Consider the following 24,591-nt stretch of genomic DNA (forward strand, 5'->3'; position numbering starts at 1 on the left):
GGTGCCGGGTGGCGCTGCGTAAAGGCCCGGAACAACAGAAATGAAAAAGGCGCCCATGGGCGCCCTCTTCTGGTGCTGCGAGAATCAGCGGTTCTTGTCGCGGCGCTTCTTGTCAGCCTTCTTGTGATGGGACATGAGGCGGCGCTTCTTGTTCACCTGGCGGTCGGTGAGGGTGTTCTTCTTGCCCTCGAAGGGGTTGTCGCCCCCCTTGTACTCGATGCGGATGGGCGTACCCACCAGCTTCAGCACGCGCCGGTAGGTGTTCTCCAGGTAGCGCGAGTACGACTTGGGCACCGACTCGACCTGGTTGCCGTGGATCACGATCAGCGGCGGGTTGGCCCCCCGAGGTGGGCATAGCGCAGCTTGATGCGGCGACCGTTGACCAGCGGTGGCTGGTGCTCCTGCACCGCGCCTTCGAGGATCTGGGTCAGGCGGCTGGTGGGCCAGCGGGTGATGGCGGATTTGAAGGACGCCTGCACCGACTTGTACAGGTTGCCTACACCGGTGCCATGCAGCGCGGAAATGAAGTGGATGTCGGCGAAGTCGACGAAGAACAGCCGGCGCTCCAGCTCGGTCTTCACGTAGTCGCGCTCACCGGATTCCATGCCGTCCCACTTGTTCAGGGCGATGACCAGCGCGCGGCCGGTTTCCAGCACGAAGCCGAGCAGGTTGAGGTCGTGCTCGACCACGCCTTCACGGGCGTCCATGACGAAGATCACCACGTTGGCGTCCTGGATCGCCTGCAGCGTCTTGACCACCGAGAACTTCTCGACCGCTTCGAAGATCTTGCCGCGACGGCGCACGCCGGCGGTGTCGATCAGGGTGTACTTCTCTTCGTTGCGCTCGAAGGGGATGTAGATGCTGTCGCGTGTGGTGCCGGCCTGGTCATAAACGATGACCCGCTCCTCGCCGAGCATGCGGTTGACCAGCGTCGACTTGCCGACGTTGGGGCGACCGATGATGGCGATCTTGATGCCGTCCTTCTCGCTCGGCCCGGGGATGCGGCTGAGTTCTTCGCCTTCGGCGACCTCCTCGGCCTGGAGCGAAGCGTCTTCCTCGGCCGCGTCATCGCGGGGGAATTCGCCGAGGGCTTCCTGCAGCATCTGGCTGATGCCACGCCCGTGGGCCGCGGCGATCGGCAGGGCGTCGCCCAGGCCCAGGGGGCTGAACTCGGCGCGGGCGAGGTCCGGGTCGACGGTGTCGACCTTGTTCGCGACCAGGTAGGTCTTTTTGTTGCGCTTGCGCAGGTGCTCCGCGATGGACTGATCGGCAGCGCTCATGCCGGCGCGGGAGTCGACCATGAACAGCACTGCATCGGCCTCTTCGATGGCCTGCAGGGACTGTTCGGCCATCTTCGCGTCGATGCCCTGCTCGTCACCCGAGATACCACCGGTATCGATGACGATGAAGGTGCGGCCGTTCCACTTCGCCTCGCCGTATTGGCGGTCACGGGTCAGCCCCGCGTACTCCGCGACGATGGCGTCGCGGGTCTTGGTCAGGCGGTTGAACAGGGTGGACTTGCCGACGTTCGGGCGGCCCACCAGGGCAATTACGGGAACCATGAGGCTCTCCAATTCGTTATTTCAGAAAACGCAACGGCCGCTGCCGTCAGACGGCAGCGGCCGGACACTATTTTTCAGCTTAGCGGATGGTCAGCGCGACCAGCTTCCCGCCGTTTCCGAAGGCATACAGCATGTCGCCGATCACCAGCGGACGGGCACGCAGGCCGTCGCCGTCGATCTTCTCGCGGCCCACGAAGTGACCATCCACCTGGCTCAGCAGGTGCAGGTAGCCTTCGAAGTCGCCGACAGCCACGTAGCTGGAGAACACTTCCGGAGCCGAAAGCTGGCGACGGGCCAGGGATTCGTTGCTCCACAGCGCCGAGGAGGAACGCTCGTCGATGCCTTCGATGGTGCCGCTGGCCTGGCTCACGTAGACGTTGCCGAAGCCCTGGGCAACGCCCACGTAGCTGGAGGCTTCGCGCTGCCAAAGCACACGGCCGCTGTCCAGGTCCAGACCCGCGACGCGGCCCTGGTAGGTGGCGACGTACAGGGTGCCACCGGACAGCAGCAGGCCACCGTCGATGTCGACCACGCGATCCAGCTCGGAACGGCCTTGCGGCACGGCGACGCGTTGTTCCCAGATGGGCAGGCCGCGTTGCACGTCGAGGGCGATGACCTTGCCCGACGACAGGCCGGCAACGGCCAGGCGATTGGTCACGATCGGCGCACCGGTACCACGCAGGGTCAGCACGGCGGGGGTGTTTTCGTAGATCCAGCGCTGCTCACCGGTCGCTGCGTCGAAGCCGAACAGGGTGTCGTTCTGGGTCTGTACCACCACCACGTCACCGTTGGTGGCCGGCGGAGCGAGGACTTCACCGTTGACCCGGGCACGCCACTTCTCTTCGCCAGTGCTGGCGTCGAGGGCGATCACCTGGCCCTTGAGGGTACCGACCAGCACCAAGCCGTAGCCTGCAGCGACCGCGCCGGATACCGGCAGGTCCAGCTCCTGTTCCCAGAGCTTGTCGCCGCTCATGCGGTCGATGGCGACCACCAGGCCTTCGACGTCACCGGCATAGATGACATCGCCGTCCACGGAGGGGACCAGCATGTTGTAAGAATCACCCTGACCTTCGCCGATGGAGCGGCTCCAGACTTCTTTGAGCTGGACCTCTTCGGTGATGTCGGGCAGTTCGGCAGGCGGCAGTTCCTTCTTGCTATTGCTGCTGCAACCTGCGGCCAGAACGGCCATGGCCAGCAGTGCGGCAAATTTCCAGCGCATCACGTCACGCATCCCCTTTGGCCAGGTCGTCGAGCTTCATCTGCAAGCCACCGACCGCTGCATCTTCCGGCAGGGCGGCCTTGGCTTTCTCATAGGCGGCATGCGCCTCGTCGGAACGACCCAGCTGTACCAGCAGATCGCCTTTCAGTTCTTCACGGCTGGCCAGGTAGGACTTGCTGGCATCGCCTTCGAGCAGCTTCAACGCGTCGTCGACCTTGCCCTGGGCAGCCAGGACACGGGCCAGGCGCTGACGGGCCAGCTCGCCGAGGGTGGCGTCGGCAGGCTTGTCCACCACGGCCTTGAGTTCGGCGGCAGCGTCATCGAGCTTGCCGGATTCGACCGCCACCTTGGCGACGAACAGGCTGCCGTACTGGGCGTAGTGGGTACCGCCGAAATCGGTTTTGAGCTTGGTGGCCAGTTCGGCGACCTTGCCGGCGTCGGGCTTGCCGGACGGATTCAGCGCGGTTTCCAGCAATTGCTGGTAGACCTGGGACGCGCCCTGGGCCTGGTTGGTCTGGTGCTTCTGCCAGGCCTGCCAGCCGAAGACCACCACCAGCGCGAGGGCGCCGCCGGTGAGCAGGGGCTTGCCATTGCGCTGCCACCAATCCTTGATCGCCGCCAGCTCTTCATCTTCGGTACGCGTGCTCACCCCAATACTCCTATGTTCTAAAGGCTCAAGCCTGATCGATGCAGGCCGCCAGGCGCTCTGCGAGAGCGTCCCAGGCGATGTTCTGTTGTTCGCTGTCGTCGCGCAGGGGTTTGAAACCTACCACGCGGTTGGCCAGTTCGTCCTCACCCAGGATCAGGGCGAAGCGCGCGCCGCTCTTGTCGGCTTTCTTGAACTGGCTCTTGAAGCTGCCAGCACCGGAGTTGACCAGCAGGCGCAGGCCGGGAACGGCGTCGCGCAGCTGCTCGGCCAGCGCCAGGGCCGCGAGTTCGGCAGGCTCGCCGAATGCGCAGATGAAGGCATGCGCCGGGGCGTTGAGCTCGGCGGGGATCAGCTCCAGGGTTTCCAGCAGCAGCACCAGGCGCTCGACGCCCATGGCGAAGCCAACACCCGGGGTCGGCTTGCCGCCGAACTGGGTGATCAGGCCGTCATAGCGACCACCGCCGCAGACGGTGCCCTGGGAGCCGAGCTTGTCGGTGACCCATTCGAAGGCGGTGCGGCTGTAGTAGTCCAGCCCGCGCACCAGCTTCTGGTTGATCTCGTAGCGGATGCCGACTGCGTCGAGACGCGCCTTGAGGCCTTCGAAGTGGGCCACGGACTCGGCGTCCAGGTAGTCGTGCAGGCGCGGGGCGTCGACGAGCAGGGCCTGGGTTTCCGGCACCTTGCTGTCGAGGATGCGCAGCGGGTTGGTGGTCATGCGGCGCTGGCTGTCTTCGTCGAGACGGTCGAAGCGCTCCTGCAGGTAGGTCACCAGGGCCTCGCGGTAGGCGACACGCGCCTCGCTGGAACCCAGGCTGTTGAGCTGCAGGGTCACGGCGTCGCCGAGGCCGAGCTTCTTCCACAGGCGCCAGGTGAGCACGATCAGCTCGGCGTCGATGTCCGGGCCGGGCAGGTTGAAGACTTCCACGCCGATCTGGTGGAACTGGCGATAACGGCCTTTCTGCGGCTTCTCGTAGCGGAACATCGGGCCCGCGTACCAGAGCTTCTGCACCTGGCCGCCGCCGGTCATGCCGTGCTCAAGCACCGCACGCACGCAGCCCGCGGTGCCTTCGGGGCGCAGGGTCAGGGATTCTTCGTTGCGGTCGAGGAAGGTGTACATCTCCTTATCGACCACATCGGTGCCTTCGCCGATGCCGCGGGCGAAGAGTTCGGTGAACTCGAGGATCGGCAGGCGGACTTCACGGTAGCCGTAGCTGTCCAGCAGGTCTGCCAGGGTGCGTTCCAGATACCGCCAGGCAGGGGTCTGCTCCGGCAGGATGTCGTTCATGCCACGGATGGCTTGCAGCGTCTTGCTCACTCGGAATCCTTAATCAGCTGCGGGCGATGACGGCCGCGTCAGCCTCGACCTTTTCGGCCGCTTTGCGACGGATCAGCTTTTCCAGCTCATCCACCAGGTTGTCATTGTTCAGCTTCTGCGCCGGCTTGCCGTCGATGTAGATCAGGTTGTTCGGCGTGCCGCCGGTCAGCCCCACATGGGCTTCCTTGGCTTCGCCGGGACCGTTGACCACGCAGCCGATGACCGCGACGTCCAGCGGAACCAGCAGGTCCTCAAGGCGCCCTTCCAGCTCGTTCATGGTCTTGACCACATCGAAGTTCTGCCGCGAGCAGCTCGGGCAGGCGATGAAGTTGATGCCACGGGAGCGCAGGCGCAGGGACTTGAGGATGTCGTAACCGACCTTGATCTCTTCGACCGGGTCGGCCGCCAGCGAGATGCGGATGGTATCGCCAATCCCGTCGGCGAGCAGCATGCCCAGGCCCACGGCGGACTTCACGGTGCCGGAGCGCAGGCCGCCGGCTTCGGTGATGCCCAGGTGCAGCGGCTGGACGATCTGCGTGGCCAGCAGGCGGTAGGCTTCCACCGCCATGAACACATCGGACGCCTTGACGCTGACCTTGAAGTCCTGGAAGTCCAGGCGATCCAGGTGCTCGACATGGCGCAGCGCGGACTCCACCAGGGCTTGCGGGGTGGGTTCGCCGTATTTCTTCTGCAGGTCCTTCTCCAGCGAGCCGGCGTTGACGCCGATGCGGATCGGGATGCCTCGGTCACGGGCGGCATCGACCACGGCGCGCACACGGTCTTCGCGACCGATGTTGCCCGGGTTGATGCGCAGGCAGTCGACGCCCAGCTCCGCCACGCGCAGGGCGATGGTGTAGTCGAAGTGGATGTCGGCGACCAGGGGTACGTTGACCAGTTTCTTGATCTTGCCGAAGGCCTCGGCGGCGTCCATGTCCGGTACCGAAACGCGGACGATGTCGGCGCCGGCTTCTTCCAGGCGACGGATCTGGCCAACGGTGGCAGCCACGTCGCAGGTATCGGTGTTGGTCATGCTCTGCACGGCGATGGGGGCATCACCGCCCACCGGTACCGAGCCGACCCAGATCTTGCGGGACTGGCGGCGTTTGATCGGGGATTCACAATGCATGGCTTATTGCCCCAGCTTCAGGCGAGCAGTCTCGCCGTGGGTGTAGGGCGCTACGTCGACGGACTGGCCGTTGTAGCTGACCTGGGCGCCACGGGCGTAGCCGAGGCGCAGTTCGAACGGCGGCCGGCCGGCCAGCTCGACGCTCTCGCCGGTGCGCTTAAGGGCGCTGAGCAGGACCTTGCCATCGGCATCGGTCACCTGGGTCCAGCAGTTGGCGACGAACTGGATACGCACCAGGCCCTGGCCTGCGGCGGCAACTACCGGAGCCTGAGCGGGCGCGGTAGCGGACGGAGCAGTCGGAGTGGCCGGCATAGCCGAGACGACGGGAGCGGACGGGGCTGCGGGGGCCGACAAGGCAGGAGCTGCCGGGGCGCTGGTGGCAGGTGCGCTGCCCTGGGGAAGCGGCAGGGCCTGGGCCGGTGCTGGGCTGGTGCCTGCGGTAGGCGGTGTGCCTTCCGGCTGCGCGGCCACTTCCGGGGACAGCTCGCTCGGTGCAGCGTCTTCGCCCTCCTGGGCGTCGGCCACGGCCTGGTCCTCGGGCTCGTCCAGCGGGTGGATCTGGGTGGTGCCGTCGGCGCTTTCGACCTCGACGTGCTCCATGCTGATGTCGGCGGTTTCGCCGCTACGGCGCTCGGCCTGGTCCTGCCACCAGAGGAAACCGATGACGCCGAGGACCAGCAGGAGGGCGAAGCTGACGAAGCGCAGCACGCTCTGCGACAGGCGCACGGGCTCCTCGATGCGGCCGAGGCTGTGGACATTGCTGCCGGTGGCGTCGGTGCCGGTGTAGAGGTCGAAATCGGTCACCAGGCGCGCCTGGTCCATACCCAGCAGCTTGGCGTAGGCACGGATGTAGCCACGGGCAAAGGTGTGGCCGGGCAACTGCTCGAATGAGCCCGCCTCAAGCTGACGCAGGGCCTGCTCGGTCAGGTTCAGCTGTCGGGCGACCTCGGCAAGGCTCAGGTCCTTGCTTTCACGTGCCTGGCGCAGTGTCTCGCCTGGGTTGGCACGGGTCGCGGCGGCAATTTCGGGTTGCGACGCTTTCATCTTTGCTCCGACAGGTATTGCTGGTATTCCGGCGTGCCGGGATAGAGTCGTTTGAGTTGCAGACCCAGGCTCGCGGCCTGGTCGCGATCATCGAATACGGTGGCCAGCCGAGTGCCCAGCAACAGGCTGCGGGCGCTCTGGGGGGCGATCTTGCTGTAGCGGTCGTAGTAGTCGCGGGCCGGGACGTATTGCTTCTCGGCGTAGGACAGGTCGGCCATCTCCAGCAGCGCAACCGGCTGCTGGCGGTTCAGGCGCAGGGACTTGTCGAAATGCTGCTTAGCCAGGTCCGGGCGGTTCATCCGCAGGGCGGTCAGGCCGAGGTTCTCGAACACACGGGAGCGTTCGGGATAGAGGCTGTCTTCGGCGGCCTGCTCGAAGCGCTCGTAGGCTTCCTCGTAGCGTTTCTGCTCATAGAGGAAACCGCCGTAGTTATTGAGGATGCGGGAATCAGTGCGCGAGGACAGGGCCTTGCGGAAATGCTCGTCGGCGAGCTTGGGCTCCATCTCGGTCTGGAACACCAGGGCCAGCGCAGCGTTGGCGTCGGCGCTGGACGAGTCAAGTTCCAGAGCCTTGCGCAGGGGCACCTTGGCCCGCTCGGCAGCCCCTTGGGAGAGATAGCCGATGCCCAGCTGGATGTAGGCGTCGCGGGCCTTGTCGCGGCCTTCCGCGGTCTTCATCGGGTCAACGGAGCCAGTGGACACGCAGCCCACCAGGCTGGCGAAAACGAGAAGCAGCGCGGGGCGCAGGGTCATGGGTGTCCTCTCTTCAGTTTCGGTTGGCAGCGTTCTGTGGCGCGTCGGTATCGCCATTGAGCTGGCGGACGGCTATGTAGCGCTCGCTGCGGCGGGTACGGTCCATGACCTGGCCAACGAGTTGACCGCAGGCAGCGTCGATGTCATCCCCGCGCGTGGTGCGCACGGTGACATTGTGGCCGGCCTTGTGGAGCATGTCCTGGAAACGGCGAATGGCGTTATTGCTCGGCCGCTCGTACCCCGAGAAAGGGAAGGGATTAAACGGAATCAGGTTGATCTTGCAAGGAAAATCCTTGAGGAGTGCGATCATCTGCTCAGCGTGGAGAGGCTGATCGTTCACATCCTTGAGCAGGGTGTACTCAATGGTCAGGAAACGTTTCTCGCCCAGTCGGGCGATGTAGCGTTGGCAGGCATCGAGCACCACCGCCAGGGGGTACTTCTTGTTGATCGGCACCAGCTTGTTGCGCAATTCGTCGTTCGGCGCGTGCAGCGACAGCGCCAGGGAAACGTCGATCTGCTCGCCCAGCTTGTCGATCATCGGCGCAACGCCCGAAGTGGACAGGGTCACCTTGCGCTTGGAAATGCCGTAACCGAGGTCGTCCATCATGATGTTCATAGCGGAGACCACGTTGTCGAAATTCAGCAGCGGCTCGCCCATGCCCATCATCACCACGTTGGTGACGGCGCGGTCGATCTTGGCCGGAACGGTGCCGAAGGACTTGTTGGCGATCCACACCTGGCCGATGACTTCGGCGGCGGTGAGGTCGCTGTTGAAACCCTGCTTGCCGGTGGAGCAGAAGCTGCAATCCAGCGCGCAGCCCGCCTGGGAGGAAACGCAGAGGGTGCCGCGCCCGCCTTGCGGGATGTACACGGTCTCGACGCAGCTGCCGGACGCCACACGCACCACCCACTTGCGGGTGCCGTCGCTGGAAATGTCCTGGCTGACGATTTCGGGGCCGCGAATCTCGGCAGAGGCCTTGAGCTTGTCGCGCAGGGCCTTGCCGATATTGCTCATGGCGTCGAAATCATCGACGCCAAAGTGGTGAATCCATTTCATCACCTGTCCGGCACGGAAACGCTTCTCCCCGATGGACTCGAAGAAGTTCTCCAGTTGCGGCTGGGTCAGACCCAGCAGGTTAACTTTACCGGTTGATTCAGTCATGGCTTCACCCTCGTGCCTTCGCTATCAGCGAATACGAGCGCACACCTCGGTGGCGGCGAAGAAGTAGGAGATCTCGCGAGCAGCGGAAGCCTCGGAGTCGGAGCCGTGTACGGCGTTTTCGTCGATGGAAACGGCGAAGTCAGCGCGAATGGTGCCGGCGTCGGCTTTCTTCGGGTCGGTAGCGCCCATCAGTTCGCGGTTCTTGGCGATGGCGCCTTCACCTTCCAGTACCTGCACGACAACCGGACCGGAGGTCATGAAGGAAACCAGATCCTTGAAGAAGGGACGCTCTTTGTGCTCGGCGTAGAAACCGCCAGCTTCGCGCTCGGAGAGCTGAACCATCTTGGCAGCGACGACGCTCAGGCCGGCTTTTTCGAAACGGGTGACGATCTCGCCCACTACGTTCTTGGCAACGGCGTCAGGCTTGATGATGGAAAGGGTACGTTCAACGGCCATGTGAAACTCCAGAAATCAGGATTAAAGCGAAAAATTAAACCCGCGAATTATACGCGGGTTCCTGTTAAATGCGTAGGGTCAGCAGACCGGGCTTCAGTCGGCTTCTTCGATCCATGCCGCCTGGATGGCTTCAAGGACCTTCTCGCCGCCGCGCTGACTGTTGTCATCGAACTCCGGCAGGCTCACGACCCAATTGTGCAGATCGACGAAGTTGACGTAGCGCGGGTCAACCTCGGGCTTGCTCTCGGCCAGCTGGATGGCGATCTCCAGAACATCGACCCATTTGAGACTCATGACGTTTCCTCAGTGCTTTTCAGAAACCTGGTTGAGAGTGTACTTCGGAATCTCCACGACGAGATCCACCTCCCCCACGACGGCCTGACAGGACAGTCGCGACTCGGCTTCCAGGCCCCAGGCCTTGTCCAGCATGTCGTCTTCCAGCTCGTCGGACGCTTCGAGGGTGTTGAAGCCCTCGCGGATCACGACGTGGCAGGTGGTGCAGGCACAGGACATCTCGCAGGCGTGCTCGATCTCCAGGCCGTTGCGCATGGCCGCCGCAATGATGGTTTCGCCCGGCTGGGCCTCGACCACCATCCCTTCAGGGCAATGCTCGGCATTGGGCAGAAATACGATCTGCGGCATCAGTCATTCCTCGATTTCATTCAGTCGGCGCCCCGCCAGGGCAGCCTTGACGCTGGCATCCAAGCGACGCGCCGCGAAGGCGTCGGTCACTTGGGTCAGCCGCTTGGTTTGCTGTTCGATGGCGGCACCGTCGGTGCCCTCCAGCAGAGCCTGCAGTTGCTCCAGCTGGAAGTCGATGGCGATCCGCTCTTCAGCGGTGAGCAGCGCGTCGCCATCCGCCTGCAACGCGGCCTGGACCGCCTCGATCAGGCGCTGGGCATCGACTTGCTGCTCACGCAGCACGCGGGCGACCTTGTCGTCGTTGGCGTGCTGGAAGGAGTCCTGCAGCATGCGGGTGATTTCACCGTCGGTCAGGCCGTAGGAAGGCTTGACCTGGATGCTCGCTTCCACGCCGGAGGCGGTTTCGCTGGCCGTCACGCCCAGCAGGCCGTCGGCATCCACCTGGAAGGTCACGCGGATCTTCGCGGCACCGGCAACCATGGGTGGTATGCCACGCAGCTCGAAACGGGCCAGGGATCGGCAGTCCTTGATCAACTCGCGCTCACCCTGAAGCACGTGGATCATCATGGCCGTCTGGCCGTCCTTGTAGGTGGTGAACTCCTGGGCACGGGCGACGGGGATGGTGGTATTGCGCGGAATCACCTTCTCCATCAGCCCACCCATGGTTTCGAGCCCCAGGGACAGCGGGATGACGTCCAGCAGCAGCAATTCTTCGCCACGCTTGTTGCCCGCCAGGGTGTCCGCCTGCACGGCGGCACCGATGGCCACCACCTGGTCGGGGTCGATATCGGTTAGGGGCGGACGGGAGAAAAGCTCGCCGACCGCTTCGCGCACTCGCGGGACACGGGTGGAGCCGCCAACCATGACCACGGCCTCGACCTCGTCAACCTCGATGCCGGCGTCACGAACAGCGCGACGGCAAGCCTTGAGACTGCGAGCGACCATGGGCTCGATCAGCTCATCGAAGCGTGCACGGGTCAGCTGGCCCGACCACTGCGCATAACGCACTTCGACCGTATCGGCAGCGGTCAGCGCTTCCTTTGCGGCACAAGCGGCCTCCAGCAGGCTGCGCTGGGCACCGGGATCAAGATCGGCGGAAAGCCCGGCCTGCTCGACGATCCAGCCCGCCAGGGCATGGTCGAAATCGTCGCCGCCGAGGGCGCTGTCGCCACCGGTTGCCATGACTTCGAAGACGCCACGGGTCAGACGCAGGATGGAAATATCGAACGTGCCGCCCCCCAGGTCATAGATGGCCACGACGCCTTCGGCCTGCTTATCCAGCCCGTAGGCAACGGCAGCAGCGGTGGGCTCGTTGAGCAGACGCAGGACATTGAGCCCGGCGATACGGGCAGCGTCCTTGGTGGCCTGGCGCTGGGCATCGTCGAAATAGGCGGGGACGGTGATCACCGCACCCACCAGCTCACCACCCAGGGTGGCTTCGGCGCGCTGGCGCAAGGCACGGAGGATTTCGGCCGAGACTTCCACAGGACTCTTGGCGCCCTGCACGGTCTCGATGAAGGGCATGTGCGACTCGCCGGTGGCGAAGCGGTAGGGGAGCTGCTCACCCAGTTGCTTCACGTCTTCCAGGCCGCGCCCCATGAAGCGCTTGACCGAGAGGACGGTGTTCAGCGGATCGGCGGAAGCCGCCTCCTTCGCCGAACGGCCGACTTCGACGCGATCCGCATGGTAGCGCACGGCGGACGGCATGATGACCTGCCCATCGGCATCGGCCAGCGGTGCGGAAACACCGCTGCGCACAGCGGCCACCAGGGAATTCGTGGTGCCCAGGTCAATGCCCACCGCCAGGCGGCGCTGGTGCGGTTTGGGGCTCTGTCCGGGTTCAGCGATCTGCAGTAGGGCCATGCTTGTCTGATTTTCAGGCGCACCATCGTCCATGCGGCGATGCGCGGGTTAGTCGTCGAGGCGCTCTTCCAGTTGGCGCACTTCGTGAGTCAGCTTGTCGAGGAACTGCATGCGGCGCACCAGGCGCTCGGCTTCCTCGCGGCGGGCATCGTCGCTCCAGCAGGCGGAGAAGGCGCCATCCAGATCGGACTGGGCTGCCTTGAGACGCCGCTTGAAAGCAGCCACGCCAGGTAGGTCCGCACTGTCGTGGAGCTCTTCCAGCTCTTCCCGCCACTGCATCTGCTGCAACAGGAACTCGGGGTCCTTGACGGTCGCCTCAAGGGGCAGCTCATGGCCACGAATCGCCAGCAGGTAACGCGCCCGACGAGGCGCGCTCTTCAGCGTCTGGTAGGCCTCGTTCAGCTGCGCCGCGTGCTCCACGGCCAGGCGCTGTTCGCGCTCGGAGGTATCGACGAAGCGATCCGGATGGGCGCTGCGCGCCAGCTCGCGATAGCGGCTCGCCAACTGATCCAGATCGAGGTCGAAGCCAGGCTTCAGTTCAAACAATGCGAAATGACAGGGGGTGCCCACGAGACGCCTCAGACGTTGAAGCTCTCGCCGCAACCACACTCGCCGCGAACGTTCGGGTTGTTGAACTTGAACCCCTCATTGAGGCCTTCGCGGACGAAGTCCAGCTCGGTGCCGTCGAGGTAGGACAGGCTCTTCGGATCGATGATCACCTTCATGCCGAAGCTTTCGAAGACCATGTCCTCGCTCGCCACTTCATCGACGAACTCCAGGACATAAGCCAAGCCGGAGCAGCCGGTGGTGCGAACACCCAGGCGAATACCCTCACCCTTGCCGCGCCCTTCGAGGGAGCGACGCACGTGATCGGCGGCGGAAGCAGTCATGCTGATGGCCATAGCGGCTCCTTAACTCAGTCGAGCGGTTAGAGCAGACCCTTTTTCTGCTTGTAGTCCTGGACGGCCGCCTTGATGGCGTCCTCGGCCAGAACCGAGCAGTGGATCTTCACCGGCGGCAGCGCCAGTTCTTCGGCGATGGTGGTGTTCTTGATCGCAGCGGCTTCGTCCAGGGTCTTGCCCTTCATCCACTCGGTGGCGAGGGAGCTGGAGGCGATGGCCGAACCGCAACCGTAGGTCTTGAACTTGGCGTCTTCGATAACGCCCTGCTCGTTGACCTTGATCTGCAGGCGCATCACGTCGCCGCAGGCCGGCGCGCCGACCATGCCGGTGCCGACATCGGGATCTTCAGCGTCGAGCTTGCCGACGTTGCGCGGGTTTTCGTAGTGGTCGATGACCTTTTCGCTGTATGCCATGGTGCTTATTCCTCACTCATCAGGGGTGGCGTCAGTGCGCCTGCCATTCGACCGTCGAGAGGTCGACGCCCTCTTTGTACATGTCCCACAGGGGAGACAATTCACGGAGCTTGTCTACGGCTTCACGGACCTTGCTGGCTGCGTAATCCACTTCTTGTTCGGTGGTGAAGCGGCCAAAGGTGAAACGAATGGAGCTGTGTGCCAACTCGTCGTTGCGGCCCAGTGCGCGCAGCACGTAGGACGGCTCGAGAGAGGCCGAGGTGCAGGCGGAACCCGAAGAGACCGCGAGGTCCTTCAGCGCCATGATCAGCGACTCGCCTTCGACGTAGTTGAAGCTGATGTTCAGGTTGTGCGGGACACGGGAAGTGGCGCTGCCATTGAGGTAGAGCTCTTCCATGCCATCCACTGCAGCCCAGAAGCGGTCCGCCAGTGCCTTGATGCGCTGGTTCTCGGAGGCCATTTCCTGCTTGGCGATGTGGAAGGCTTCGCCCATGCCGACGATCTGGTGGGTGGCCAGGGTGCCGGAACGCATGCCGCGCTCGTGACCACCGCCGTGCATCATGGCTTCCAGGCGCACACGCGGCTTGCGACGAACGTAGAGCGCGCCGATGCCTTTGGGGCCGTAGGTCTTGTGGGCAGAGAAGGACATCAGGTCGACCTTCAGCTTGTCCAGGTCGATCTCGACCTTGCCGGTGGACTGGGCCGCATCGACGTGGAACAGGATGCCGCGGGCACGGGTCAGTTCACCGATGGCCGCGATGTCGTTGATGGTGCCGATCTCGTTGTTCACGTGCATCACCGACACCAGGATGGTGTCTTCGCGCAGGGCCGCTTCGACCATCGCGGGGGTGATCAGGCCGTCTTCGCCCGGCTCGATGTAGGTGACTTCGAAGCCTTCACGCTCGAGCTGGCGAGTGGTGTCCAGGACCGCCTTGTGCTCGATCTTGGAGGTGATGATGTGCTTGCCCTTGGTGTTGTAGAAGTGCGCGACACCCTTGATGGCAAGGTTGTCGGACTCAGTGGCACCGGAGGTCCAGACGATTTCGCGAGGGTCGGCATTGACCAGCTCAGCGACCTGGCGACGGGCATTCTCCACCGCTTCCTCGGCCTTCCAGCCGAACACGTGGGAACGCGAGGCCGGGTTGCCGAAGTTGCCATCGACCAGCAGGCAGTCGCTCATCTTCTGTGCAACACGAGGGTCCACCGGTGTGGTAGCGGAGTAGTCCAGGTAAATCGGCAATTTCATCGGTTATCTCCTATCAGGCGGGCGCCCTGCTCATTCGATGGCGGACACTTCAATCTTTTCTGAACGCGGCATCCTGCCACCGAGGCGGCGCTGGTCATGGCGCTCGTTCTGGCGCTGGGCCACCTCTTGGACTTCGTTACGGGCGACGATGTCACTCAGGCTGATGCTGCTGAGGAACTCGTGGATCTGCATGCTCAGGTCATCCCACAGATGGTGGGTCAGACAGGCGCCTCCGGAAGAGTCGCAATTGCCCTGCCCCTGGCAGCGCGTGACATCGACCGACTCGTTGACGGCGTCGATGACTTCGGCAACGTAGATGCTGGCCACATCGCGGGAAAGCTGGTAACCGCCACCCGGACCACGAACGCTGCTGACCAGGCTGCCACGGCGCAACTTGGCGAAGAGCTGTTCGAGGTAAGAAAGGGAGATGCCCTGACGCTCGGAAATATCTGCCAGAGAAACCGGACCTTGCTGCGAATGCAAAGCCAGGTCGAGCATGGCTGTGACGGCGTAGCGGCCTTTAGTGGTCAAGCGCATGGGAGTTCCACGGTTCGCTGATTTGCCAGCGAGTATGCGATTCCCGACTATTTAAGTCAACTATAAGACCTATCAAATTAGTCGGGATTAGCAGATACAGGGGCGCGCATGATATCAGAATTGCACCCCCTATCGCACCCCTCGCCCATCAGGCCGCCGGCGGCCGCACCTCGTCCTTTACACCCTCGAAATCTTCTTCGCGAAGCGCCGGCAGTGCCTTGCCGCAGTAGTCGCTACCCAGGGCCGTCAGCGCCTTGCACATGCCCTCCAGGCGCTCATCCACCGCCTGGACGTGGTCCAGCAACTGTCCGATCGCGCGTGCCACCGGGTCAGGCATGTCCTGGCTCACGCCATAAGCATCGAAGCCGAACTTCTCGGCGATGGCCTGGCGCTTGGCCACTTGCTCCGGGTCTTCCTTGACGATGACCCGCCCCGGAATCCCCACGGCAGTGGCGCCGGCCGGCACCGCCTTGGTCACCACGGCGTTGGAGCCGATCTTGGCGCCAGCTCCCACCGTGAACGGGCCGAGCACCTTGGCGCCCGCACCGACCACCACGCCATCTTCCAGCGTCGGGTGGCGCTTGCCGGCATTCCAGCTGGTGCCACCCAGGGTCACACCTTGATAGAGGGTGACGTCATTGCCGATCTCGGCGGTTTCGCCAATGACGATGCCCATGCCGTGATCGATGAAGAAGCGCCGACCGATGCGCGCCCCCGGGTGGATCTCGATACCAGTCATCCAGCGACTGAAGTTCGACACCAGGCGCGCCAGCCACTTCCAGCCCGCCAGCCACAAGGCATTAGCCAGACGATGCAGCCAGATGGCGTGCAGGCCGGGGTAACAGGTGAGCACCTCGAAGGCATTGCGCGCAGCCGGGTCACGGTGGAATACGCTTTGAATGTCTTCTCGCATGCGTTCGAACATCACTTCTCTCTCCGCTTCTGGATTTCTCCACGCGCAGCCTTCTGGGTCTCAGTCAGGATGCCGCGCAGGATATTCATCTCAAGCTTGCTGATGGCGCTACGCCCGTACAGACGACGCAGCCGCGGCATCAAATGGCGCGGGCGCTCCGGGTCGAGAAAACCGATATCGACCAACGTACGTTCGAGGTGGCCGAAGAACAGTTCCAGCTCATCCACCGTCACCGGCTGGATGTTTTCCTCGGCGGTCAGCTCCACCTTTTCCATCTTGGTCGGCTTGCCCTGCACGCCCAGCCAGGCCATGCGGGCCTCATAGGTCAGCACCTGGACAGCCGCCGCCAGGTTCAGCGAGCCGAATTCGGGATCGGAAGGGATATGCACATGGAACTGGCAGCGCTGCAGCTCTTCATTGGTGAGGCCGGCGTACTCACGCCCGAACACCAGCGCCACTTCGGCGCCACCCTCCACCTGCTCGACGCAACTGGCACCGCACTCGCGAGGGTCGAGCAACGGCCAGGGGATATGACGGTCACGCGCACTGGTGCCATACACCAGGCTGCAGCCGACCAACGCCTCTTCCAGCGTTCCGACGACCTGCGCGGACTCGAGAATGTCATCGGCACCGGAGGCACGCGCCCAGGCTTCCTGATGAGGGAACTGCTCGGGCTCCACCAGCACCAGGCGCGATAACCCCATGTTTTTCATGGCGCGAGCCGCCCCGCCGATATTGCCGGGGTGACTGGTACCGACCAGGACCACGCGAATGTTTTGCAGCAAGGCGCTGGCTCCAACCTAAACTTCAGGGGATGAAATCTTACAGAAGCACTCGGCCGAACGCCATGAAAGCGCCGGCCTGCACTTCATGCGCAACGCTTTTCTGTTAGAATGTCCGGCTTTCTTTAACGACCCAGGTGACTCCCCCATGCAGCCTATGCTGAATATCGCCCTGCGCGCCGCTCGCAGCGCCGGTGAATTGATCTTCCGCTCCATCGAGCGCCTGGACGTGATTTCGGTGAACGAAAAGGACGCCAAGGACTACGTCACCGAAGTCGACCGCGCCGCCGAAGAAACCATTATTCAAGCGCTGCGCAAAGCCTATCCGACCCACAGCATCCTCGGCGAGGAAGGCGGCTCCATCGCAGGCATTGGCGAAGGCGCTGACTATCAGTGGATCATCGACCCGCTGGATGGCACCACCAACTTCATCCGCGGCGTGCCGCACTTCGCCGTCAGCGTCGCCTGCAAATACAAGGGTCGCCTGGAGCACGCCGTCGTAATCGATCCGGTTCGCCAGGAAGAGTTCACCGCCAGCCGCGGCCGCGGCGCCGCCCTCAACGGCCGCCGCCTGCGCGTCAGCCCGCGCAAGAGCCTGGAAGGCGCCCTGCTGGGCACCGGCTTCCCCTTCCGCAACAGCCAACTGGACAACCTCGACAACTACCTGAACATGTTCCGCAGCCTGGTCGGCCAGACTGCCGGCATCCGTCGCGCCGGCTCCGCCAGCCTGGACCTGGCCTACGTTGCCGCCGGTCGCTTCGACGCCTTCTGGGAGTTCGGCCTGTCCGAGTGGGACATGGCAGCAGGCGCCCTGCTGGTTCAGGAAGCCGGCGGCCTAGTGAGCGACTTCACCGGCGGCCATGACTTCCTCGAGAAAGGCCACATCGTTGCCGGCAACACCAAGTGCTTCAAGGCGGTCCTGACGGCCATCCAGCCGCACCTGCCGCCTTCGCTGAAGCGCTGATACGCACCGCAACAAGAAGAACCCGGCCAGGCGCCGGGTTTTTCATGCCCACGAAAAAGGCGCCCTTGGGCGCCTTTTTCCTTTCACCGACGGATCACTGCTGGATGCCGGCCTGACGCTGCGTCAGGACCAGGCGACCTTCCTTGGTGACAGGGATCTGCGTGCCCGGATCGTGATCCATACGCACCTGGTTCACCTTGCCATCCAATTGATACTGCACGTCATAGGCAACCACTTTCTCGTTGCTCTCCTGAACGGTGTTGCAGCGGGTTTCAGTGGTGGTATAGGTGTCGCTGTTCTGCATGTGCTCCTGCACCTTGTTACCGGCATAACCACCACCCACGGCGCCTGCCACGGTGGCGATCTTCTTGCCGTTGCCGCCACCGACCTGGTTGCCCAAAAGGCCACCCGCCACAGCACCCAGTACGGTACCGGCGATCTGGTGCTGGTCCTGGACCGGCCTCTGACGGGTCACAGCGACATCCTTGCAGACCTCACGCGGGGTCTTGAAAGTCTCCTTGACCGGCTGGACCGCGAGCACCTCGGCATATTCCGGGCCGTTACCCACAAGGCTGTAGGTAGCGACGGCGCCACCGGCGGTTACACCGACGGCACCCAATACGGCGCCGACGAGCATCGACTTGTTCACATGGACCTCCTGGTTCAAAACCGGCGCATCTGCGCCCTACTCCCTGCCTTGGAGTACAGCTCTTTGCCCGAGTTCCCGTAGGATCTATCCCACGCAAGCGACTGGGACAGCCATCACACCGCGCCACTTCCCCAGAAAGAACACCGCCGCCCCAAACAAAAAGGGCCTGCAGATGCAGGCCCCATCGGCAACACGCTCAAACTCAGGGACGTTCGTCCACCTCGGTGGCCACGGCCGGAGGAATCAGGTCCTCCGAACGCAGGCCCAGCCAGATGAGGACGGGGCACTGATGTAGATCGACGAGTAGGTACCCACGACCACACCCACCAGCAGCGCGACCGCGAAGCCGTGCAGGCTGTCGCCCCCGAACACCAGCAGCGCGACCAGAGCCAGCGCGGTGGAGGTCGAGGTAGCGATGGTACGCAGCAGGGTCTGGGTGCAGGAGACGTCGATGTTCTCGATCAGGTCAGCCTTGCGCAGCACGCGGAAGTTTTCGCGGATACGGTCGAAGATGATGATGGTGTCGTTCAGCGAGTAACCGATCATCGCCAGCACCGCCGCCAACACCGTCAGGTCGAATGGCAGCTGGAAGAACGCCAGGATGCCCAGGGTGACGATCACGTCATGCACCAGGGAAGCGATCGCGCCGACGCCGAACTTCCACTGGAAGCGGAAGGCCAGGTACAGCAGGACACCGCCCAGCGCGAGCAGCATGGCGAGGCCACCCTGGTCACGCAGCTCTTCGCCCACCTGCGGGCCGACGAACTCGACGCGCTTGACCACGAACTTGCTATCGGCGTCGATCTTGCGCAGCGCCGCGGCGACCTGGTTGCCCAGTTGCGGGTCCTCGCCAGCCATACGCACCAGCACATCGGTGCTGGCGCCGAAGCTCTGTACCACGGCATCGCGATAGCCAGCCTGCCCCAACTCTTCCTTGATCAGCTCGAGGTTGGCGGGCTTCTCGTAGGACAGTTCGATCAGAGTGCCACCGGTGAAGTCCAGGCCGAAGTTCAGCCCCTTCATGAACAGGGCACCAATACCGACCAGGCTGATGACGACAGTAACGGCGAACGCAAGATTGCGGATCGCCATGAAGCGGATTGTTGACTTGATCATGGCTGCCTCAGATCCACAGTTTCTTGAAGTTACGGCCACCGAAGATCAGGTTGACCAGACCACGGGTGAACATGATCGCGGTGAACATCGAGGTGACGATACCCAGGGACATGGTGACGGCGAAGCCCTTGATCGGACCGGTACCCAGTGCGAAGAGAATGCCGCCCACCAGCAGGGTGGTCAGGTTGGAGTCGACGATCGCCGCATAGGCACGGTCGAAGCCTTCATGAATGGCACGCTGTACGGACATGCCATTGGCCAGCTCTTCTCGTATCCGTGAATAGATCAGTACGTTGGCGTCCACCGCCATGCCCAGGGTCAGCACGATACCCGCGATGCCCGGCAGGGTCAGGGTCGCACCGATGGCAGACATCAGGCCCACCAGCAGGGCCAGGTTGAAGGCCAGGGCAACGGTCGCCAGCACACCGAAGAAACGGTAGATGGCGATGATGAACAGCGAGACGAAGACCATCGCCCACTCGGTGGACTCGATGCCCTTGACGATGTTCTCGGCACCCAGGCTCGGGCCGATGGTGCGCTCTTCAGCGAAGTACATCGGCGCAGCCAGGCCACCGGCGCGCAACAGCAGGGCCAGCTCGGACGACTCGCCCTGGCCGTTCAGACCGGTGATGCGGAACTGGTTGCCCAGCGGCGACTGAATGGTCGCCAGGCTGATGATCTTCTTCTCTTCCTTGAAACCGGGAACCACGACTTCCTGCTCGACACCGTCCACCACCTGCTTGACCTTGCGGTTCATCGGGCGCTGCTCGATGAAGATCACCGCCATGCTGCGGCCGACGTTGTTTCGGGTGGCGCGGTTCATCAGCTCGCCGCCATGGCCATCCAGACGGATGTTCACCTGCGGGCGACCGTTCTCGTCGTAGCTGGCCTGGGCATCGGTAACCTGGTCACCGGTGATGATCAGGCTGCGCTCCAGCGGTACCGGCGGGCGACCCGGCTCGCGGAATTCGAAGGATTCGGTGCTGGCCTTGCTCGCATCGGGGGCGGCAGCCAGGCGGAACTCGAGGTTGGCGGTCTTGCCGAGAATACGCTTGGCTTCGGCAGTGTCCTGCACGCCCGGCAGCTCGACCACGATGCGGTTGGCGCCCTGACGCTGTACCAGCGGCTCGGAAACGCCCAGCTCGTTCACGCGGTTGCGTACGGTGGTCAGGTTCTGCTTGATCGAGTATTCGCGGATTTCGGTCAGCTTGGCCTGGGTCAGGGTCAGGCTCATCACCTGCTGATCACCACGCTCGGCGGTCTTCAGGTCGAAATCGGTAAAGGATTTGCGGATCAGCGACTGCGCCTTGTCCAGCGACTCCTGGTCACTGAAGCCGAGCTGGAAGCCGTTGTCGATGCCCGGCAGGCTGCGGTAGCGCACGCGCTCCTTGCGCAGCAGGGTGCGGACTTCGCCTTCGTAGATCTTCACGCGGGCGGAAACGGCCTTCTCCATGTCCACTTCCAGCAGGAAGTGCACACCACCGGAAAGGTCGAGGCCCAGCTTCATCGGCGTCGCACTCACGCTGCGCAGCCAGTCCGGCGTGGTCGGCGCGAGGTTCAGCGCAACCACGTAGTCCTCGCCCAGCACCTGGGTGACGACCTCCTTGGCCGGCAGTTGATCACCCAGCTTGGTCAGGCGCAGCAAGCCACCACGCTCACTGAGGCTCGCGCTTTTGACTTCGAACCCGGCAGCCTTGAGAGCCGCCACGGAGCGATCGAGATCGCCCTGCTGGATCTTCAGCGCGGTGCTGTTGCCAGAGATCTGGATGGCCGGATCATTGGGGTAGAGGTTAGGTGCGGAATAGACCAGGCCGAGGGCGAGAACCGCCAGGATCAGCAGATATTTCCACAGAGGGTACTTGTTGAGCATGACACCGCCCGTTATGACGCGGGGCGCCTTAAGCGCCCCGTGAATGGTGAAGAACGAATCGTTAGATGGCTTTCAGCGTGCCTTTCGGCAGCGTGGCCGCGATGGCGACCTTCTGGATCTTCAGTTCGACGGTCTCGGACACCTCGATGACCACGAAGTCATCGGAGACCTTGACCACCTTGCCGGCGATACCGCCAGAGGTAACCACTTCGTCACCCTTCTGCAGGTTGCCCAGCAGATTCTTGTGCTCTTTGGCGCGCTTGGACTGGGGACGCCAGATCATCAGGTAGAAGATGACCAGGAAACCGACCAGGAAAACCCACTCGAAGCCAGTGCCGGCGGGACCAGCTGCTGCGGCCGGGGCGGCAGCGTCGGCATAGGCGGCGGGAATCAGAAAGCTCATGTAGCACTCCTGTTGCGAAAATTTGAAGAATGTTCAGCTCTATATATGCGGCTTTATCAGTCCAGGGGCGGTGTCGGTAGTCCGCGCCGGACATAGAAGGCATCGACAAAGGCGGCCAATTTACCCTGTTGGATTGCCTCGCGCAAACCAGCCATCAGGCGCTGGTAATGCCGCAAGTTGTGGATTGTATTCAACATGCTGCCGAGCATTTCACCGCATTTGTCCAGATGATGCAGATAGGCCCTGGAGAAATGTTTGCAGGTGTAACAGTCGCAGGTCGGGTCCAGCGGCGAGTCGTCGTGCTTGTGCACCGAGTTACGGATTTTCAGCACCCCGGTCTCGACGAACAGGTGGCCGTTGCGGGCGTTACGGGTCGGCATCACGCAGTCGAACATGTCCACACCGCGGCGCACGCCTTCCACCAGGTCTTCCGGCTTGCCCACGCCCATCAGGTAGCGCGGCTTGTCCGCCGGCATCTGTGCGGGCAGGTAATCGAGTACACGGATCATTTCCTCCTTGGGCTCACCCACGGAGAGGCCACCGATGGCCAGGCCGTCGAAACCGATCTCGTTCAACCCGTCCAGCGAACGCATGCGCAGCTCTTCATGCATGCCGCCCTGGACGATGCCGAACAACGCGGCCGTGCTTTCGCCATGAGCGGTCTTCGAGCGCTTGGCCCAACGCAGCGACAGCTCCATGGAGCGCTTGGCCACATCGAGGTCGGCCGGGTACGGCGTGCACTCGTCGAAGATCATCACGATGTCGGAGCCGAGATCGCGCTGTACCTGCATGGACTCCTCAGGGCCCATGAACACCTTGGCGCCATCCACCGGGGAGGCGAAGGTCACGCCCTCCTCCTTGATCTTGCGCATGGCGCCCAGGCTGAAGACCTGGAAGCCGCCCGAGTCGGTCAGGATCGGCCCCTGCCACTGCATGAAGTCATGGAGGTCGCCGTGGCGCTTGATCACCTCAGTGCCAGGGCGCAGCCAGAGGTGGAAGGTATTGCCGAGGATGATTTGCGCACCGATGTCCTCGATGTCACGCGGGAGCATGCCCTTGACCGTCCCATAGGTGCCAACCGGCATGAAGGCCGGCGTTTCGACCACGCCACGGGGGAAGGTCAGACGGCCACGACGGGCCTTGCCTTCGGTGGCCAGCAGTTCGAAGGTCATGCGGCAGGTACGGGTCATGCTTGGTCCTCGGGCCCGCGTGGAGCGGGGTTGCGGGTGATGAACATGGCATCACCGTAACTGAAGAAGCGGTAGGCCTGCTCAACCGCCGCACTGTAGGCAGCCATTGTTTCCGGATAGCCGGCAAATGCCGACACCAGCATCAGCAGGGTGGATTCGGGGAGATGGAAGTTGGTCACCAGGGCATCCGCCACGTGGAACGGCCGGCCCGGGTAGATGAAGATATCGGTGTCGCCACTGAAGGGTTTGAGCACACCGTCACGCGCGGCACTTTCCAGCGAGCGCACGCTGGTGGTGCCGACGGCGATCACCCGGCCGCCACGGGCGCGACAGGCCGCCACGGCATCAACCACTTCCTGGCCAACCTCCAGCCACTCGAGGTGCATGTGGTGCTCCTCGATGCGCTCGACGCGGACCGGCTGGAAGGTGCCGGCCCCCACGTGCAGGGTGACGAACGCGGTTTCGACACCCTTCGCAGCGATGGACTCCAGCAACGCCTCGTCGAAATGCAGCCCGGCCGTGGGTGCCGCAACCGCGCCGGCATGGCGGGCATAAACGGTCTGGTAGCGCTCACGGTCCGCGTCTTCGTCCGGCCTGTCTATATAAGGAGGCAACGGCATATGCCCGAGGCGGTCCAGCAACGGCAGCACGTCTTCGGCAAAGCCCAGCTCGAACAACGCATCGTGGCGCGCCAGCATGGTCGCCTCGGCACCGCCGTCGATGAGAATGGTCGAGCCCGCCTTGGGCGACTTGCTCGAACGCACATGGGCCAGCACGCGATGGCTGTCCAGCACGCGCTCCACCAGTATCTCCAGCTTGCCGCCCGATGCCTTCTGGCCAAACAGGCGCGCCGGGATCACCCGGGTGTTGTTGAACACCATCAGATCGCCGGGGCGCAGATAGCCCAGCAGGTCGGCAAAGCCCTTGTGGGCCAATTCACCCGTGGGGCCATCGAGCACCAGCAGGCGGCTGGCACGCCGCTCGCTCAGCGGATGACGGGCGATGAGGTGCTCGGGGAGCTCGAAATGGAAGTCGGCAACGCGCATGGTGGGGTCTTCTTGCAGGGGCGCGAATATTAACGGAAATGCGTAAATCTGACCACGCGGGCGGATTGACCCGCCTCGGCCGCCTCCCTATACTCCGCCGCCATCGTGCCCCGGTGGCGGAATGGTAGACGCGGCGGATTCAAAATCCGTTTCTGGCGACAGAGTGAGAGTTCGAGTCTCTCCCGGGGCACCACGATTTCAGCAAGCCCGCATTTCTCGCGAGCTGCAGCCCATCGCTACACCTCAAAACAGCCCTGCCGAAACACCTTTTTCAGAAGCCGTACATCGGTACTGGAAATCTCCCCAAACCCCGCCTAGGATTGACCTTTCGGGGGTTGGCAATTCCAAGAAAGTTAGCGTAGAGTGTGCGCACTGTGTTTGCATGGGTCGCTGTTGAATCGTGACCTGGTGCAGTAGATCCTACAGATCCGCTACATCCCGCTCGACTTCTCTTACTCTCTGCAACCAGTTCCAGCCCTCTATGCTTTAAGAAAAGCAAGAGGCTGTCATCAACTCTAGTTTCAAGGAAATAAGACATGTCGAATCGTCAAAACGGCACCGTTAAGTGGTTCAACGACGAGAAGGGTTTTGGTTTCATCACCCCCGAAAGCGGTCCGGATCTGTTCGTGCACTTCCGCGCTATCGAAGGTAACGGCTTCAAGAGCCTGAAAGAAGGCCAGAAAGTCAGCTTCGTAGCTGTGCAAGGTCAAAAAGGCATGCAGGCTGACCAGGTTCAAATCCTGGGCTAAGCCTTCTGCTTTGAAAGAACC

25 protein-coding genes, 1 tRNA gene and 2 pseudogenes are annotated in these 24,591 nt (G+C 63.2%); 3 read left to right on the plus strand and 25 right to left on the minus strand.

Annotated elements, in window-relative coordinates; translation table 11 throughout:
• Positions 1-84 precede the first annotated feature (84 nt).
• From der to trmJ, 19 genes and pseudogenes are all read right to left on the minus strand, one after another.
• Positions 85-1,562 (minus strand): annotated as a pseudogene (der, locus tag PSm6_RS04555) (ribosome biogenesis GTPase Der).
• A gap of 79 nt (positions 1,563-1,641) precedes the next feature.
• Positions 1,642-2,793, minus strand: a complete 1,152-nt coding sequence (bamB, locus tag PSm6_RS04560) for an outer membrane protein assembly factor BamB (RefSeq protein ID WP_265169667.1) — start codon at positions 2,791-2,793, stop codon at positions 1,642-1,644.
• Positions 2,786-3,430, minus strand: coding sequence for a YfgM family protein (locus tag PSm6_RS04565; RefSeq protein WP_043240102.1), 645 nt, complete (start codon positions 3,428-3,430; stop codon positions 2,786-2,788). Before PSm6_RS04565 ends, bamB begins: the two co-directional genes overlap by 8 nt.
• Positions 3,431-3,455: 25 nt before the next feature.
• A complete protein-coding gene (gene hisS / locus PSm6_RS04570; protein ID WP_043240100.1) occupies positions 3,456-4,745 on the minus strand; it encodes a histidine--tRNA ligase in 1,290 nt (429 codons plus the stop codon).
• A 13-nt stretch (positions 4,746-4,758) separates the two neighbouring features.
• Complete coding sequence (ispG, locus tag PSm6_RS04575) at positions 4,759-5,871, minus strand: flavodoxin-dependent (E)-4-hydroxy-3-methylbut-2-enyl-diphosphate synthase (RefSeq protein ID WP_043240098.1); 1,113 nt, start codon at positions 5,869-5,871, stop codon at positions 4,759-4,761.
• Between the two features lie 3 nt (positions 5,872-5,874).
• Positions 5,875-6,915 carry a RodZ domain-containing protein gene (locus PSm6_RS04580; protein ID WP_043240096.1) on the minus strand — a complete coding sequence of 347 codons (1,041 nt, stop codon included), beginning with the start codon at positions 6,913-6,915 and terminating at the stop codon, positions 5,875-5,877.
• Positions 6,912-7,667 carry a type IV pilus biogenesis/stability protein PilW gene (gene pilW, locus PSm6_RS04585; RefSeq protein ID WP_021220837.1) on the minus strand — a complete coding sequence of 252 codons (756 nt, stop codon included), beginning with the start codon at positions 7,665-7,667 and terminating at the stop codon, positions 6,912-6,914. The genes PSm6_RS04580 and pilW overlap by 4 nt, the downstream gene beginning before the upstream one ends.
• Before the next feature lie 13 nt (positions 7,668-7,680).
• A complete protein-coding gene (gene rlmN, locus PSm6_RS04590) occupies positions 7,681-8,829 on the minus strand; it encodes a dual-specificity RNA methyltransferase RlmN (protein ID WP_021220838.1) in 1,149 nt (382 codons plus the stop codon).
• Positions 8,830-8,853: 24 nt separating this feature from the next.
• Positions 8,854-9,285 (minus strand): nucleoside-diphosphate kinase, encoded by a 432-nt coding sequence (ndk, locus tag PSm6_RS04595; RefSeq protein WP_021220839.1) that lies wholly within the window; start codon positions 9,283-9,285, stop codon positions 8,854-8,856.
• A 93-nt stretch (positions 9,286-9,378) separates the two neighbouring features.
• Complete coding sequence (gene iscX / locus PSm6_RS04600) at positions 9,379-9,579, minus strand: Fe-S cluster assembly protein IscX (RefSeq protein ID WP_021220840.1); 201 nt, start codon at positions 9,577-9,579, stop codon at positions 9,379-9,381.
• A gap of 9 nt (positions 9,580-9,588) precedes the next feature.
• The gene (gene fdx / locus PSm6_RS04605) at positions 9,589-9,927 is read right to left on the minus strand and encodes an ISC system 2Fe-2S type ferredoxin (protein ID WP_021220841.1); all 339 of its coding nucleotides are present in this window, start codon (positions 9,925-9,927) and stop codon (positions 9,589-9,591) included.
• Between the two features lie 3 nt (positions 9,928-9,930).
• On the minus strand, positions 9,931-11,790 hold the full coding sequence (gene hscA, locus PSm6_RS04610; protein WP_265169670.1) for a Fe-S protein assembly chaperone HscA: 1,860 nt from the start codon (positions 11,788-11,790) through the stop codon (positions 9,931-9,933).
• 48 nt (positions 11,791-11,838) lie between these two features.
• The gene (gene hscB, locus PSm6_RS04615; protein WP_043240089.1) at positions 11,839-12,360 is read right to left on the minus strand and encodes a co-chaperone HscB; all 522 of its coding nucleotides are present in this window, start codon (positions 12,358-12,360) and stop codon (positions 11,839-11,841) included.
• 8 nt (positions 12,361-12,368) lie between these two features.
• Complete coding sequence (iscA, locus tag PSm6_RS04620; protein ID WP_021220844.1) at positions 12,369-12,692, minus strand: iron-sulfur cluster assembly protein IscA; 324 nt, start codon at positions 12,690-12,692, stop codon at positions 12,369-12,371.
• A 26-nt stretch (positions 12,693-12,718) separates the two neighbouring features.
• Positions 12,719-13,105, minus strand: a complete 387-nt coding sequence (gene iscU / locus PSm6_RS04625) for a Fe-S cluster assembly scaffold IscU (protein ID WP_021220845.1) — start codon at positions 13,103-13,105, stop codon at positions 12,719-12,721.
• A gap of 31 nt (positions 13,106-13,136) precedes the next feature.
• Entirely contained in the window at positions 13,137-14,351 is a 1,215-nt protein-coding gene (locus tag PSm6_RS04630; protein ID WP_043240086.1) for an IscS subfamily cysteine desulfurase, read from the minus strand.
• A 30-nt stretch (positions 14,352-14,381) separates the two neighbouring features.
• Complete coding sequence (gene iscR, locus PSm6_RS04635) at positions 14,382-14,888, minus strand: Fe-S cluster assembly transcriptional regulator IscR (protein WP_021220847.1); 507 nt, start codon at positions 14,886-14,888, stop codon at positions 14,382-14,384.
• A gap of 148 nt (positions 14,889-15,036) precedes the next feature.
• Positions 15,037-15,813, minus strand: a complete 777-nt coding sequence (gene cysE / locus PSm6_RS04640) for a serine O-acetyltransferase (protein WP_021220848.1) — start codon at positions 15,811-15,813, stop codon at positions 15,037-15,039.
• Positions 15,813-16,586 (minus strand): tRNA (cytosine(32)/uridine(32)-2'-O)-methyltransferase TrmJ, encoded by a 774-nt coding sequence (trmJ, locus tag PSm6_RS04645; protein WP_043240082.1) that lies wholly within the window; start codon positions 16,584-16,586, stop codon positions 15,813-15,815. The genes cysE and trmJ overlap by 1 nt, the downstream gene beginning before the upstream one ends.
• A 145-nt stretch (positions 16,587-16,731) precedes the next feature.
• Between trmJ and suhB the strand changes: the two genes are divergently transcribed.
• A complete protein-coding gene (gene suhB, locus PSm6_RS04650) occupies positions 16,732-17,547 on the plus strand; it encodes a type III secretion system regulator SuhB (protein ID WP_265169672.1) in 816 nt (271 codons plus the stop codon).
• A gap of 94 nt (positions 17,548-17,641) precedes the next feature.
• Here the strand turns inward: suhB and PSm6_RS04655 are convergent, their stop codons facing one another.
• The 6 genes and pseudogenes from PSm6_RS04655 to queA all read right to left on the minus strand — a co-directional run bounded on the left by PSm6_RS04655 (position 17,642) and on the right by queA (position 23,821).
• A complete protein-coding gene (locus PSm6_RS04655; protein ID WP_265169673.1) occupies positions 17,642-18,196 on the minus strand; it encodes a glycine zipper 2TM domain-containing protein in 555 nt (184 codons plus the stop codon).
• 202 nt (positions 18,197-18,398) lie between these two features.
• A pseudogene (gene secF, locus PSm6_RS04660) lies at positions 18,399-19,312 on the minus strand (protein translocase subunit SecF).
• A gap of 7 nt (positions 19,313-19,319) precedes the next feature.
• Entirely contained in the window at positions 19,320-21,182 is a 1,863-nt protein-coding gene (secD, locus tag PSm6_RS04665; RefSeq protein WP_021220853.1) for a protein translocase subunit SecD, read from the minus strand.
• Positions 21,183-21,243: 61 nt separating this feature from the next.
• On the minus strand, positions 21,244-21,585 hold the full coding sequence (gene yajC / locus PSm6_RS04670; protein WP_021220854.1) for a preprotein translocase subunit YajC: 342 nt from the start codon (positions 21,583-21,585) through the stop codon (positions 21,244-21,246).
• Positions 21,586-21,641: 56 nt separating this feature from the next.
• Positions 21,642-22,757 (minus strand): tRNA guanosine(34) transglycosylase Tgt, encoded by a 1,116-nt coding sequence (gene tgt / locus PSm6_RS04675; RefSeq protein ID WP_265170499.1) that lies wholly within the window; start codon positions 22,755-22,757, stop codon positions 21,642-21,644.
• A 14-nt stretch (positions 22,758-22,771) separates the two neighbouring features.
• Positions 22,772-23,821 (minus strand): tRNA preQ1(34) S-adenosylmethionine ribosyltransferase-isomerase QueA, encoded by a 1,050-nt coding sequence (gene queA / locus PSm6_RS04680; RefSeq protein WP_265169674.1) that lies wholly within the window; start codon positions 23,819-23,821, stop codon positions 22,772-22,774.
• A gap of 107 nt (positions 23,822-23,928) precedes the next feature.
• Here queA and PSm6_RS04685 point away from each other — a divergent pair.
• Positions 23,929-24,014 (plus strand) — tRNA-Leu (locus tag PSm6_RS04685).
• Between the two features lie 343 nt (positions 24,015-24,357).
• Positions 24,358-24,570, plus strand: coding sequence for a cold-shock protein (locus tag PSm6_RS04690; protein ID WP_003298189.1), 213 nt, complete (start codon positions 24,358-24,360; stop codon positions 24,568-24,570).
• Positions 24,571-24,591 lie beyond the last annotated feature (21 nt).

Source organism: Pseudomonas solani, from assembly GCF_026072635.1.
Lineage (GTDB): Bacteria > Pseudomonadota > Gammaproteobacteria > Pseudomonadales > Pseudomonadaceae > Metapseudomonas > Metapseudomonas solani.

Bases quoted from the DNA above. Each gene is read 5' to 3' on its own strand.
- bamB (WP_265169667.1), bottom strand. From the start codon at position 2,793: ATGCGTGACGTGATGCGCTGGAAATTTGCCGCACTGCTGGCCATGGCC.
- ispG (WP_043240098.1), bottom strand. From the start codon at position 5,871: ATGCATTGTGAATCCCCGATCAAACGCCGCCAGTCCCGCAAGATCTGG.
- PSm6_RS04580 (WP_043240096.1), bottom strand. From the start codon at position 6,915: ATGAAAGCGTCGCAACCCGAAATTGCCGCCGCGACCCGTGCCAACCCA.
- pilW (WP_021220837.1), bottom strand. From the start codon at position 7,667: ATGACCCTGCGCCCCGCGCTGCTTCTCGTTTTCGCCAGCCTGGTGGGC.
- rlmN (WP_021220838.1), bottom strand. From the start codon at position 8,829: ATGACTGAATCAACCGGTAAAGTTAACCTGCTGGGTCTGACCCAGCCG.
- ndk (WP_021220839.1), bottom strand. From the start codon at position 9,285: ATGGCCGTTGAACGTACCCTTTCCATCATCAAGCCTGACGCCGTTGCC.
- iscX (WP_021220840.1), bottom strand. From the start codon at position 9,579: ATGAGTCTCAAATGGGTCGATGTTCTGGAGATCGCCATCCAGCTGGCC.
- fdx (WP_021220841.1), bottom strand. From the start codon at position 9,927: ATGCCGCAGATCGTATTTCTGCCCAATGCCGAGCATTGCCCTGAAGGG.
- hscA (WP_265169670.1), bottom strand. From the start codon at position 11,790: ATGGCCCTACTGCAGATCGCTGAACCCGGACAGAGCCCCAAACCGCAC.
- iscA (WP_021220844.1), bottom strand. From the start codon at position 12,692: ATGGCCATCAGCATGACTGCTTCCGCCGCCGATCACGTGCGTCGCTCC.
- iscU (WP_021220845.1), bottom strand. From the start codon at position 13,105: ATGGCATACAGCGAAAAGGTCATCGACCACTACGAAAACCCGCGCAAC.
- PSm6_RS04630 (WP_043240086.1), bottom strand. From the start codon at position 14,351: ATGAAATTGCCGATTTACCTGGACTACTCCGCTACCACACCGGTGGAC.
- iscR (WP_021220847.1), bottom strand. From the start codon at position 14,888: ATGCGCTTGACCACTAAAGGCCGCTACGCCGTCACAGCCATGCTCGAC.
- cysE (WP_021220848.1), bottom strand. From the start codon at position 15,813: ATGTTCGAACGCATGCGAGAAGACATTCAAAGCGTATTCCACCGTGAC.
- suhB (WP_265169672.1), top strand. From the start codon at position 16,732: ATGCAGCCTATGCTGAATATCGCCCTGCGCGCCGCTCGCAGCGCCGGT.
- secD (WP_021220853.1), bottom strand. From the start codon at position 21,182: ATGCTCAACAAGTACCCTCTGTGGAAATATCTGCTGATCCTGGCGGTT.
- yajC (WP_021220854.1), bottom strand. From the start codon at position 21,585: ATGAGCTTTCTGATTCCCGCCGCCTATGCCGACGCTGCCGCCCCGGCC.
- tgt (WP_265170499.1), bottom strand. From the start codon at position 22,757: ATGACCTTCGAACTGCTGGCCACCGAAGGCAAGGCCCGTCGTGGCCGT.
- queA (WP_265169674.1), bottom strand. From the start codon at position 23,821: ATGCGCGTTGCCGACTTCCATTTCGAGCTCCCCGAGCACCTCATCGCC.
- PSm6_RS04690 (WP_003298189.1), top strand. From the start codon at position 24,358: ATGTCGAATCGTCAAAACGGCACCGTTAAGTGGTTCAACGACGAGAAG.